General features: G+C 68.6%; 9 protein-coding genes. 8 read left to right on the plus strand and 1 reads right to left on the minus strand.

The window, feature by feature from the left end:
• The first annotated feature begins 108 nt into the window (after positions 1-108).
• The 7 genes from ngcE (at position 109) to BJ961_RS09905 (ending at position 8,419) form a co-directional block, all read left to right on the plus strand.
• Positions 109-1,521, plus strand: a complete 1,413-nt coding sequence (ngcE, locus tag BJ961_RS09875; protein ID WP_271320941.1) for an N-acetylglucosamine/diacetylchitobiose ABC transporter substrate-binding protein — start codon at positions 109-111, stop codon at positions 1,519-1,521.
• 7 nt (positions 1,522-1,528) lie between these two features.
• A complete protein-coding gene (locus BJ961_RS09880) occupies positions 1,529-2,590 on the plus strand; it encodes a carbohydrate ABC transporter permease (protein WP_271320942.1) in 1,062 nt (353 codons plus the stop codon).
• Complete coding sequence (locus BJ961_RS09885) at positions 2,587-3,495, plus strand: carbohydrate ABC transporter permease (RefSeq protein WP_271320943.1); 909 nt, start codon at positions 2,587-2,589, stop codon at positions 3,493-3,495. The genes BJ961_RS09880 and BJ961_RS09885 overlap by 4 nt, the downstream gene beginning before the upstream one ends.
• Before the next feature lie 234 nt (positions 3,496-3,729).
• On the plus strand, positions 3,730-4,941 hold the full coding sequence (locus BJ961_RS09890) for an ROK family transcriptional regulator (protein WP_271320944.1): 1,212 nt from the start codon (positions 3,730-3,732) through the stop codon (positions 4,939-4,941).
• A gap of 133 nt (positions 4,942-5,074) precedes the next feature.
• Positions 5,075-6,178 (plus strand): substrate-binding domain-containing protein, encoded by a 1,104-nt coding sequence (locus BJ961_RS09895; protein WP_271417008.1) that lies wholly within the window; start codon positions 5,075-5,077, stop codon positions 6,176-6,178.
• Positions 6,179-6,338: 160 nt separating this feature from the next.
• Positions 6,339-7,130 (plus strand): ATP-binding cassette domain-containing protein, encoded by a 792-nt coding sequence (locus tag BJ961_RS09900; protein WP_271320945.1) that lies wholly within the window; start codon positions 6,339-6,341, stop codon positions 7,128-7,130.
• Positions 7,127-8,419, plus strand: a complete 1,293-nt coding sequence (locus tag BJ961_RS09905; RefSeq protein WP_271320946.1) for a sugar ABC transporter permease — start codon at positions 7,127-7,129, stop codon at positions 8,417-8,419. Before BJ961_RS09900 ends, BJ961_RS09905 begins: the two co-directional genes overlap by 4 nt.
• A gap of 97 nt (positions 8,420-8,516) precedes the next feature.
• Here the strand turns inward: BJ961_RS09905 and BJ961_RS09910 are convergent, their stop codons facing one another.
• Positions 8,517-10,040, minus strand: coding sequence for a glycosyl hydrolase family 18 protein (locus tag BJ961_RS09910; protein ID WP_271320947.1), 1,524 nt, complete (start codon positions 10,038-10,040; stop codon positions 8,517-8,519).
• Between the two features lie 352 nt (positions 10,041-10,392).
• On the opposite strand from BJ961_RS09910, the gene dxs reads away from it, so the two are divergent.
• A complete protein-coding gene (dxs, locus tag BJ961_RS09915) occupies positions 10,393-12,321 on the plus strand; it encodes a 1-deoxy-D-xylulose-5-phosphate synthase (protein WP_271320948.1) in 1,929 nt (642 codons plus the stop codon).
• Positions 12,322-12,379: the final 58 nt, after the last annotated feature.

Consider the following 12,379-nt stretch of genomic DNA (forward strand, 5'->3'; position numbering starts at 1 on the left):
CATCGCTCAGCTGATCATCGGCGCCGCACCGCGGCTCCGAGACGACGGCGACAACGCCGCAGACGCAGCACACCCGGACAGAACCAATCGATCAGTGAGGATGCAAAGATGACCATTCGTGCCGGCTCTCTTGACAGGCGGACGCTCCTGCGCGGTGCCATCGCCACCGCGGCGATGGGCTCGTTCGCGGTCGCGTGCAGCTCCCCCTCCAGCGAGAACAAGGACAGCGACGGCGGCCCGAAGGGCGAGAAGAGCGCCAACAACCCGTTCGGCGTCGCCGCGAACTCCTCGGTCGAAGCGGCCATCTTCGACGGCGGCTACGGCACCGACTACGTCGACTACACCAACCAGGTGCTCGGCAGCAACGTCAAGGGACTCAAGGTCCAGGTCAAGCCGGTCGTCGACATCGCACCCCAGCTCCAGCCCCGCTTCGTCGGCGGCAACCCGCCGGACCTCATCGACAACTCCGGTGAGGACCAGATCGGCTTCCTCGGCATCCTCGACCAGCTGGAGGAGCTCGACGACCTCTTCGAGGCCAACACCTACGAGGGCAAGAAGATCGCCGACATCGTCTACCCCGGCGTCAAGGAACCCGGAACGTACAACGGCAAGTTCGTCTCACTCCGGTACGTGATGACGGTGTACGGCGTCTGGTACTCGAAGACGCTCTTCGAGGAGAACAACTGGACCCCGCCGAAGACCTGGGACGAGGCGCTCGACCTCGGCCAGCAGGCGAAGAGGAAGGGCAAGTACCTCTTCGTCCACGGCAAGGAAGCCGCGACCTACTACCAGACGATGCTGTTCGCCTCAGCGATCAAGGAGGGCGGTGACGAGGTCCGGCTCGCTCTCGGCAACCTCGAGAAGAACGCCTGGTCGCATCCGGCCATTCAGGGCGTCCTCAAGGTCATGGAGACCATGATCAAGGAGAAGATGTTCGTCCCCGGCGGCTCCGGCACCCAGTTCCAGAAGGCGCAGGCGATCTGGAGCAACGACCAGAAGGCGCTGCTCTACCCGTCCGGTGGCTGGATCGAGAACGAGATGAAGAAGGCCACCAAGACGGACTTCCAGATGACCGGGTTCCCGGAGATGACGCTCACGGACAAGCCGAAGCTGCCCTACGAGTCGCTCCACGCCGCAGCGGGAGAGCCGTTCATCGTGCCCAAGCAGGGCAAGAACCCGGCCGGCGGCAAGGAAGTGCTGCGGGCGATGCTGTCCGAGAAGGCGGCCGCCAACTTCTCCAAGACAAAGCTGGCCCCGACGGTGGTCAAGGGCACCGTGCCCGCCGACGGCTTCGGATCGGCCGCCCTCGTCTCCCAGACGCAGATGCTCGAGGCCGCGGGCGACAACATCTACGACATGAGGCGGTTCGTCGAGGCATACGGCATGAACACCGACCAGCTGGTGCCGTGGAACTCGTTCCTCTCCGGTGACCTCGACCGCAAGGGCCTCACCGCGGCCCTGCAGAAGATCTCCGACAAGGTCCAGGAAGACGACTCCATCGACAAGATCAAGATCAGCTAGTACGGCGATGAAAGACAACATCACCACCTCCGACGCCGCGAGCCGCCGGCCCGAGCCGGCCGCTCGCGGCGGGCGGCCACGGCGCCGCAAGCTCACGTTCGACCGGGTGACGTTCTTCCTCGCGTTCCTCGGTGTCCCGCTGGCCATCTTCGTGATCTTCGTTCTGATCCCGTTCGGCCAGGCCATCTTCTGGGCGATGACCGACTGGCGCGGCTTCAGCCCGGACTACAACTTCGTCGGCTTCGACAACTTCACGAAGATGTTCCAGGACGACATCTTCCTGAAGGCCTTGCGCAACGTCGCACTCCTCGCGGCCTTCGTGCCGCTGGTGACGCTGACGCTGGCCCTCGGGGTCGCCGTGGCCATCACCCTGGGCGGGCCCAGCAAGGGCCCCGTCCGAGGGATCCGGGGAGCGTCGTTCTACCGGATCATCTCGTTCTTCCCCTACGTCGTGCCGGCGATCATCGTCGGTCTGATCTGGGCGCAGATGTACGACCCGAACGCCGGCCTGCTCAACGGCGTCCTCACCGGCCTCGGCCTCGACCAGTTCGACACGTTCGCGTGGCTGGGCGAGAAGGCCGCCGCGATGCCGGCCGTGATGTTCGTCATCGTCTGGGGGCTCGTCGGGTTCTACGCGGTGCTCTTCATCGCCGCGATCAAGGGCGTTCCCGGCGAGTTGTACGAGGCGGCGAAGATCGACGGGGCCGGCCGGTTGCGCACCACGATCTCGATCACCCTGCCGGCGATCCGGGACAGCGTGCAGACGGCGTACATCTACCTGGGCATCGCCGCCCTCGACGCGTTCGTCTACGTCCAGGCGATGGTGCCGAACGGCGGCCCGGACAACTCGACCCTGACGATCAGCCAGCGTCTGTTCAGCGTCGCTTTCGCCAAGCAGCAGTTCGGCTACGCCACCGCGATGGGCGTCGTCCTCGCCGCCGTCACCCTGGTGTTCGCGGCGCTGGTGTTCCTCGTCAACCGCCTCACGGGCGGCGGCGAGGGCGAGAGCAAGAGGAAAGCACCTGGGTCCAGGGCTCGGCGTGCCGCAGCCAAGGGAGGTGCCCGGTGAGCGTCATCGCCGCCGACCGCAAGCCGGCCAGTGACCGGAGACCGGCGAGTGACCGCAAGCTGGCGAGGGCCGCCGCGAGCAGCGACCGCAGATTCGCGGCGATCTCGCACGCCCTGCTGATCCTGTGGTCCGTGATCGTGATCGTGCCCATGCTGTGGGTGCTGGTGTCGTCGTTCAAATCGACCGGCGAGATCCTTTCGTCGCCGTTCTCGCTGCCGGACCACTGGCGCTTCGAGAACTACGCGAACGCGTGGACCGACGCGAACATCGGGAAGTACTTCCTGAATTCCGTGATCGTCGTGGTCTCGGCACTGATCCTGGTGATGCTGCTCGGCGCGATGTGCGCCTACGTTCTCGCCCGGTTCGAGTTCCCCGGACGCCGGCTGATCTACTACGTGATGCTCGCCGGCCTGACTTTCCCGGTTTTCCTGGCGATCGTTCCGCTCTTCTTCCAGTTGCAGAACTTCGGGCTGCTCAACACACGTCCCGGACTGATCCTCACCTATGTCGCGTTCGCGCTGCCGTTCACGATGTTCTTCCTCTACTCGTTCTTCCGGTCGCTGCCGCACGACGTGTACGAGGCCGCGCTGATCGACGGTGCCGGGGACTGGCGGGCGTTCTTCCAGGTGATGCTGCCGATGGCCCGTCCGGGCATGGCGGCGGTGGCGATCTTCAACTTCCTGGGCCTGTGGAACCAGTTCCTGCTGCCGGTGGCGCTCAACACCGACCAGGACAAGTGGGTCCTCACCCAGGGCATGGCCGCCTACGCGTCCTCGCAGGTCTACGACATCGACTACGGTGCGCTGTTCGCGGCGATCGTGATCACGGTGGTGCCCGTACTCCTCGTGTACTGCGTCTTCCAGCGGCGGATCGCCGGTTCGGTGTCGCAGGGCACCTTCCGCTGACGCCCGCTGCCGCCGCTTCACCCGTCGTACGCAGGGTCCGTCCCCGGAGAGACAGCTCTCCGGGGACGGACCCCTGCGGCGTACCACCGCGGCCGGCCGTGGACACGGCCTGGAACCGATTTCTTTCAAGGGCTTGACGTCACTGGACGATTCAGCGGAGTTTGGGGTTCATAACTTGTACAAGGTCCGCATCGCACCGGGTGACGCGGACCCAGGGGATGAGGGTGAGAGTCAATGGAGACTCCCGGGTCGCAGTCGTCGCTGCACCGCGCCAACCTGGAACGGGTCGTACGAGCGGTACGGCTCGCCGGGTCGCTCACGCAGGCGGAGATCGCGAGGACGACGGGGCTGTCCGCGGCCACGGTCTCGAACATCGTCCGGGAACTGAAGGACGGCGGGACGGTCGAGGTCACGCCCACCTCGGCGGGCGGCAGGCGGGCCCGCAGCGTCTCGCTGAGCGGGGACGCGGGCATCGTCATCGGCGTGGACTTCGGGCACACCCACCTGCGTGTCGCGGTCGGCAACCTCGCCCACCAGGTGCTGGCCGAGGAGTCCGAGCCGCTGGACGTCGACGCGTCCGCGGCACAGGGCTTCGACCGGGCGGAACAGCTGGTCAGCCGGCTGATCGAGGCCACCGGCGTGGACCGCGCCAAGATCGCCGGAGTGGGCCTGGGCGTGCCCGGACCGATCGACGTGGAGTCCGGGACGCTGGGCTCGACCGCCATCCTGCCCGGCTGGGGCGGCACCCGGCCCGCCGAGGAGCTGCGGGGGCGGCTCGGCGTGCCGGTCCACGTGGACAACGACGCCAACCTCGGCGCCCTGGGCGAGCTGGTCTGGGGCAGCGGCCGAGGGGTGCGGGACCTGGCGTACATCAAGGTCGCCAGCGGTGTCGGCGCGGGCCTGGTGATCAACGGCAAGATCTACCGCGGGCCCGGCGGCACGGCGGGGGAGATCGGGCACATCACCCTCGACGAGGCCGGTCCCGTCTGCCGCTGCGGCAACCGGGGTTGCCTGGAGACGTTCGCGGCGGCACGCTATGTGCTTCCGCTCCTCCAGCCCGGCCACGGCACCGATCTCACGATGGAGGGTGTCGTCCGGCTGGCCCGGGACGGTGACCCGGGCTGCCGTCGGGTGATCGCCGATGTCGGCCGCCACATCGGCAGCGGAGTCGCCAACCTCTGCAACCTGCTCAACCCGAGCCGGGTCGTCCTCGGCGGCGATCTCGCCGAGGCCGGCGAGCTGGTGCTCGGGCCCATAAGGGAGTCCGTCGGGCGCTACGCGATCCCCAGCGCGGCCCGGCAACTCTCCGTGCTTCCGGGGGCCCTCGGAGGCCGTGCGGAGGTGCTGGGGGCCCTTGCCCTGGCCCTGAGCGAGATGGGCGATTCGACGCTTTTGGACGGAAGTGCGACCGGTGCTCTGCCGGTGGCGGCGCCTGCATTCACTTAGAGCACGGATGGCACCGTTGTCATCTCGTTAAGGATTTACTTCTTGACGTCGCACGTGCGGCCGAGTTGACTTCCAGCCACCTCGGCCGCAACGACGCGGCCTCGTCAGGGAGGTTTGTGTAGTGAACACGCGTATGCGTCGTGCCGCCGTTGCCGTTGCCACCACCGCGATGGCCGTCTCGCTCGCCGCCTGTGGCAGTGCCAAGGAGTCCGGCGACAGCAACGAGTCGTCCGACTCGGCCGCGAAGAAGGGCGACGACATCACGGTCGGTCTGCTCCTTCCGGAGAACCAGACCGCGCGGTACGAGAAGTTCGACAAGCCCTTGATCGAGAAGAAGGTCAAGGAGCTCACGAACAACAAGGGCAAGGTCACCTACGCCAACGCCAAGCAGGACGCCAGCCTGCAGGCGCAGCAGGTCGACACGATGGTGACCAACAAGGTCGACGTCCTGATCATCGACGCGGTGGACTTCAAGTCCATCGCCGGCTCGGTGAAGAAGGCCAAGGACCAGGGCATCAAGGTCGTCGCCTACGACCGCCTGGCCGAGGGTCCGATCGACGCCTACACGTCCTTCGACAACGTCACCGTCGGCAAGACGCAGGGCGAGGCCCTCCTGAAGGCGCTGGGCGACAAGGCCAAGGACGGCCAGATCGTCATGATGAACGGTTCGTCCACGGACCCGAACGCCGCCCAGTTCAAGGAGGGCGCCCACTCCGTCCTCGACGGCAAGGTGAACATCGGCCGCGAGTACGACACCAAGGAGTGGAAGCCGGAGAACGCCAACGCCAACATGGACGCCGCGATCTCCGCGCTCGGCAAGGACAAGATCATCGGCGTCTACTCCGCCAACGACGGCATGGCGGGCGGCTCCATCACCGCCCTGAAGCGCGCCGGCATCGCGGACATCCCGGTCACCGGGCAGGACGCCGAGCTGAGCGGCGTGCAGCGCATCGTCACCGGCGAGCAGTACATGAGCGTCTACAAGTCCTACCCGCAGGAGGCGGCCGTCGCCGCCGAGATGGCCGTCGCGCTCGCCCAGGGCAAGTCGCTCGACTCCATCGCCACGAGCAAGTCCGACAGCTCCACCACCAAGGGCGTTCCGACCGTCCTCGTCCCGGTCGTCTCGCTGACCAAGGACAACATCAAGGAGACCGTCATCAAGGAGGGCTTCTACACCCTCGACGAGATCTGCTCCGGCAACTACAAGGCCGCCTGCGACAAGATCGGCCTCAAGTAAGCGGACCCGCGTCCCGCGCCGCCTGAGCGCGCCCGGGACCGCCCGCCCCAGCTCCTCCGGCGCCCCGCGACATCAGCCCCGCAAGCTACGCGGGGCGCCGGACGGAACACCCCCCCGAATACTTCTGCACAACCTCCCGCCGGGTCAGGCGGCGAAGGAGATGGTTCACGTGTCCGCTACGCCCGTGCTGGCGTTGCGCGGGGTCTCCAAGCGATTCGGTGCCGTCCAGGCGCTCACCGATGTCGAGCTTGAGGTCCACGCCGGTGAGGTGGTCGCCCTGGTGGGCGACAACGGTGCCGGAAAGTCCACGCTGGTCAAGACGATCGCCGGCGTGCACCCCATCGATGAGGGTGCCATCGAGTGGGACGGCAGGTCCGTCTCGATCAACAAGCCGCACGACGCCCAGAACCTCGGCATCGCGACCGTCTACCAGGACCTCGCGCTGTGCGACAACATCGACGTCGTCGGCAACCTCTACCTGGGCCGGGAGATCCGCAAGCGCGGCGTCCTGGACGAGGTGGAGATGGAGCGCCGCTCCCGCGAACTGCTGGACACGCTGTCCATCCGCATCCCCAGCGTCCGCATCCCGATCGCCTCGCTGTCCGGCGGTCAGCGCCAGGTCGTGGCGATCGCCCGGTCCATGCTCGGCGAGCCCAAGCTGGTCATCCTGGACGAGCCCACCGCCGCCCTCGGCGTCGAGCAGACCGCGCAGGTCCTCGACCTCGTCGAGCGGCTGCGCGAGCGCGGCCACGCCGTCATCCTCATCAGCCACAACATGGCCGATGTCAAGGCGGTCGCCGACAAGGTCGCCGTCCTGCGCCTCGGGCGCAACAACGGCATCTTCGAGGTCAAGTCGACCTCCCAGGAAGAGATCATCTCCGCCATCACGGGCGCCACGGAGAACGCCGTGACCCGTCGTGCGGCGCGCACCAATGGGGAGATAAAGAAGTGAGCATCGACAAGACCTCCACGCCCGCCGAGGGCGAAGCGGTGGAGAACCCCGCCGCCGCCTCCGCCGCGGTCACCGTCGTCGACCCGCGACTGCTGGTGCGCGAGCAGGGCTTCGCCGGCTACCTCGGCGAGTTCAAGCGGAAGATGAAGGCCGGTGACCTGGGGTCCATCCCCGTCGTCGTCGGACTGCTGATCATCTGGGCCATCTTCACCGGCCTGAACTCCAACTTCCTCACCGCCGGCAACTTCTCCGACATGTCGGTCGCCATGGTCGGCACCGGCATGATCGCCGTCGGTATCGTCTTCGTCCTGCTGCTCGGCGAGATCGACCTGTCGGTCGGCTCGGTCAGCGGTGTCGCGGGCGCCACCTTCGCGGTGCTGAGCGTCACGCACGGGATGAACGAGTGGCTGGCGCTGGTGCTGGCCGTCCTCACCGGCACCGCGGCCGGTGCCATCCACGGCTTCGTCTTCGCCCGCATCGGTGTGCCGGCCTTCGCCGTGACGCTGGCCGGACTGCTGTTCTGGCAGGGCTTCATGCTGCAGATCCTGGGCAGCAACGGCACGATCAACCTCGACTCCGAGGGCATCGTCGTCAAGATGACGAGCTACTACTTCTCCGACGTGGCCGCCGCCTACGGCCTGGCGATCGTCGTGACCGCGGGGTACTTCCTCACCGCGTTCTTCGACAACCGCCGCCGCGAGGCGGCCGGGGTGCCGTCCCGGCCGCTGAACGAGATCATCGTGCGCACGGTGCTGCTCGCGGTCCTGGCCTTCGTCGTGGCGATCGTCTTCAACCAGTACAAGGGCCTGCCCCTGGCCGTGGTGATCTTCCTGGCGTTCCTGCTGCTCACGGACTTCGTCCTGCGCCGCACCGCCTACGGTCGCAAGATCTTCGCCCTCGGCGGCAGCGTCGAGGCGTCCCGCCGTGCCGGTATCAACGTCGAGCTGGTCCGGATCTCGGTCTTCGCCATCGCCGGCGGCTTCGCCGCGATCGGCGGCCTCTTCGTGGCCTCGAAGATCGCCTCCGCCAACCAGGGCGCGGGCACCGGTGAGTTCCTGATGAACGTCATCGCCGCGGCCGTGATCGGCGGCACGTCCCTCTTCGGCGGCCGCGGCCGCACCTGGGACGCGCTGCTCGGTGTGATGGTCATCGTCTCGATCCAGTACGGCCTCGCCCTGGAGGGCATCGCCTCGCCGGTCCAGTACATGATCACCGGTGGCGTGCTGCTGGCGACCGTCGTCATCGACGCGATCACCCGCAAGACGCAGAAGACGGCCGGCCGCGCGTAGTACGCGCCGCACGGCCGACGACGGTCCGCCCGCCCGCCCGGCTGAGCCCCGGGCCGGCGGGCGGACCGCTGTGTCGCGGCGGTGCGTCCTGGCGTCGTCAGCAGGCGCCGAGGTCCTGCCAGACGCCCCACTGGCCGGTGGTCCCGGGCTCCTCGCCGGTCGTCCACCACTTGGCCTTCCAGGTGTGCCCCTCGTGGGAGACCTGCTGCCCGCCGGTGTAGACCGTGCCCGAGGCCCACGGGGCGGCGGTGCACTGGTTGCCGTTGCCGCCGGTGACGGTCAGCGCGTACGTGGTGCTGTGGCTGCCGGACGGGCTGGTGCCGGTGACCGTGACCGAGTAGGTCCCCGAGACGGCCTGGGCGGTGGTGGAGAGGGTGAGCGTCGACTGCCCGCCCGCCGTGACCGAGGCGGGGCTGAAGGACGCCGTGACGCCCGCCGGGACGCCGCTCGCCGTGAGCCGCACCGTCTCCGCCTGACCCGACTTCACCGCGGTCTTCACCGTGGTGGTGGCCGAGGCGCCCGCGGTCACCGTGCCGGAGGCCGGAGCGGCGGAGAGGGAGAAGTCGTTCGCCGGGGCGGTGCTGCCGCCGGTGAAGGGCGCGAAGACGTGCGAGAAGTCCCAGGTGTTCTGCTGGATGCCGGAGCAGTTGTCGGCCGCGGCGCCGCCCGCGCAGCCGCCGTTGTCGCGCTGGAGCGCCCAGAAGGAGAGCGTGTTGATGCCCTGCTTCAGAGCCCAGTCGTAGACCGTGCGGGCGTTGGCCAGGGTGAAGGTCTCCGCGGGCCCGAAGTCGTCGACGCCGATCATCTCGATGACGCCGATCATGTGCCACAGCTCGGCGGAGGACCTGTCCGGGTAGAGCCGGGCCAGTACGTCGTGCAGGCCCTGGGTGGCTGTCTGGGTGTCCTTGGCCATGTCGTGCTGCTGGTTGTCGTAGTAGTCGAACGTCATGAGGTTCACGACGTCGACCCTGGTGCCGTTCCGCACGGCGTTCTCGAGCAGGGCGACGCCGTTGCTCGCGAGGCCGCGGGTGGTCGTGGGCAGCGTGTAGGAGATCTCGACGTCGCGGCCGTTCGCGGCGGCCCAGTCCTGGACCAGCTTGATGGCCTTGTTGCGGCGGTCGATGCCCGCGGTGTTGTCCAGCGAGTCGATCTCGATGTCCATGTCGAGCCGGGAGACGTCGTAGGTCGTGATGACCTTCTCGTAGGCCGCGGCGATCTGCTGGACGTCGGTGCAGCTGTCGGCGATCTCGGTGCCCGTGGTGTCGGCCGTGTAGCCGCCGAACGAGGGGATGACGTCGCCGCCGTTCGCCTGGATGGTGTCGAAGTCGGCGCCGAAGGTCGACTGGGCGATCGGCATCGAGGTGTCGCCGTTCCAGTACGGCGTGCAGGAGCCCGCGGTCGCCGTCTGGAGGAACGCCATGGTCAGGTGTTTGGCACCCGACTGCGCGGCCAGCGCGGCCGGGCTCTCGCCGGTCCAGGCCTCGAAGTACGGCGCGAAGACCCGGTCCGGCAGCGGGGTCGCCGCCTGGGCCGTGCCGGTGCCGGACAGGGCGAGGCCCATCGCGGCCACGGCGGTGGCGGCCGCGGTGAGGGCCGCCCGGAAGGAACGCATGCGTCTCATGTCAGTCCCGGTGTGTGTGGGGTGGAACGTCGATTCCCGTGCTGTGCAGGGGTGTTGCCGGGTACGGGGATATCGCCGGAGCCCGGGCGACGCAATGGTCTGGACCAAAATGGGACTAGACCAATCGGCCGCGCCGGGCGCCACCCGGCCTGGACACCGCGCGCCCGGTGGACTGGACCACCCGGGTAAAGGTGTCCCCAAGCCGGGCGTCGCGGACCCGGATGTCGTAGAACGGTCCACCAGTGGGTAGGGCCGAACGCGTGACGTACGACGCACCGCCCGGACACGTTCCGCCGGAGCGGAACATTAGACTCGACGAGCCCGGCAACAGCTCTACTGCAAGGAGGCACGGGTGCCGCTGCTGACCCGCATCACGGGACCGCGCGATCTGGACCGGCTCAGCCTGGAAGAGCTGGACCAGCTGGCCGAGGAGATCCGTACCTTCCTCGTCGACGCCGTGTCCAAGACCGGCGGCCACCTCGGCCCCAACCTCGGCGTGGTGGAACTCACCCTCGCCCTGCACCGCGTCTTCGACTCACCGAAGGACAAGGTGCTCTGGGACACGGGCCACCAGTCCTACGTCCACAAGCTGCTCACCGGCCGCCAGGACTTCTCGAAGCTGAAGATGAAGGGCGGCCTGTCCGGCTATCCCTCGCAGGGGGAGTCCGAGCACGACGTCATCGAGAACAGCCACGCCTCCACCGTCCTCGGCTGGGCCGACGGCATCGCCAAGGCCAACCAGGTCATGGAGCGCGACGACCACGTCGTCGCCGTCATCGGCGACGGCGCCCTCACCGGCGGCATGGCCTGGGAGGCGCTGAACAACATCGCCGCCGCCAAGGACCGGCCCCTGGTCATCGTCGTCAACGACAACGAGCGCTCCTACGCGCCGACCATCGGCGGTCTCGCCAACCACCTGGCGACCCTGCGCACCACCGACGGCTACGAGCGCTTCCTGGCCCGCGGCAAGGACCTCCTGGAGCGCACCCCGGTCGTCGGCCGGCCGCTCTACGACACCCTGCACGGCGCCAAGAAGGGCCTGAAGGACTTCATCGCCCCGCAGGGCATGTTCGAGGACCTCGGCCTGAAGTACGTAGGCCCGATCGACGGCCACGACCTCGAGGCCCTGGAGTCCGCCCTCACCCGCGCCAAGCGCTTCGGCGGCCCGGTCATCGTGCACTGCCTCACCGAGAAGGGCCGCGGCTACCAGCCCGCCCTCCAGGACGAGGCCGACCGCTTCCACGCCGTCGGCAGGATCCACCCCGACACGGGCCTGCCCATCTCCACCTCCGGCGCCGACTGGACGTCCGTGTTCGGCGACGAGATGCTCAAGCTCGGCAAGGAGCGCCGGGACGTCGTCGCCATCACGGCCGCGATGCTCCAGCCGGTCGGCCTCGACAAGTTCGCCAAGGCCTTCCCCGAGCGCGTCTACGACGTCGGCATCGCCGAGCAGCACGGCGCCGTCTCCGCGGCCGGCCTCGCCCACGGGGGAGTGCACCCGGTCTTCGCCGTGTACGCCACCTTCCTCAACCGCGCCTTCGACCAGGTGCTGATGGACGTGGCCCTGCACAAGTGCGGCGTGACGTTCGTGCTGGACCGCGCCGGAGTCACCGGCACCGACGGCGCCTCCCACAACGGCATGTGGGACATGTCGATCCTCCAGGTCGTCCCCGGCCTCAGGCTCGCCGCCCCGCGCGACGCCGACCAGGTCCGCGCCCAGCTGCGCGAGGCCGTCGCGGTGGACGACGCGCCGACCGTGGTCCGCTTCTCCAAGGGCGCCGTCGGCCCCGCCGTCCCCGCCGTCGGCCGCGTCGGCGGCATGGACGTGCTGCGCGCCCCCGGCACCGACACCCCCGACGTGCTCCTGGTCTCCGTCGGCGCCCTCGCGCCGATGTGCCTGGAGGTCGCCGACCTGCTGAACAAGCAGGGCATCTCCACCACCGTGGTCGACCCGCGCTGGGTCAAGCCCGTCGACGAGGCCATGGCCCCGCTCGCCGAGCGCCACCGCGTGGTCGTCACCGTCGAGGACAACTCCCGCGTCGGCGGCGTCGGGTCCGCCGTCGCCCAGGCCCTGCGCGACGCCGGTGTCGACGTGCCGCTGCGCGACTTCGGCATCCCGCCGCGCTTCCTCGACCACGCCTCCCGCGCCGAGGTGCTGGCCGAGATCGGGCTCACCGCGCCCGACATCGCGCGCCAGGTGACCGGCCTGGTCGCCAAGCTCGACGGGCGGTACGACCGGACGGGCGCCGAGGTGGACCAGGTGGAGGCCGCGCGCGACTGACACCGCGCGCTCCGCGACCGCGCACTGGGCCGGACGGGCCGGTTCCGCCACTCGTTGC

Source organism: Streptomyces lienomycini, from assembly GCF_027947595.1.
Classification (GTDB): domain Bacteria; phylum Actinomycetota; class Actinomycetes; order Streptomycetales; family Streptomycetaceae; genus Streptomyces; species Streptomyces lienomycini.

Coding starts and splice junctions, on each gene's coding strand:
- ngcE (WP_271320941.1), top strand. CDS start 109: ATGACCATTCGTGCCGGCTCTCTTGACAGGCGGACGCTCCTGCGCGGT.
- BJ961_RS09890 (WP_271320944.1), top strand. CDS start 3,730: ATGGAGACTCCCGGGTCGCAGTCGTCGCTGCACCGCGCCAACCTGGAA.
- BJ961_RS09910 (WP_271320947.1), bottom strand. CDS start 10,040: ATGAGACGCATGCGTTCCTTCCGGGCGGCCCTCACCGCGGCCGCCACC.
- BJ961_RS09895 (WP_271417008.1), top strand. CDS start 5,075: ATGCGTCGTGCCGCCGTTGCCGTTGCCACCACCGCGATGGCCGTCTCG.
- BJ961_RS09900 (WP_271320945.1), top strand. CDS start 6,339: ATGGTTCACGTGTCCGCTACGCCCGTGCTGGCGTTGCGCGGGGTCTCC.
- BJ961_RS09880 (WP_271320942.1), top strand. CDS start 1,529: ATGAAAGACAACATCACCACCTCCGACGCCGCGAGCCGCCGGCCCGAG.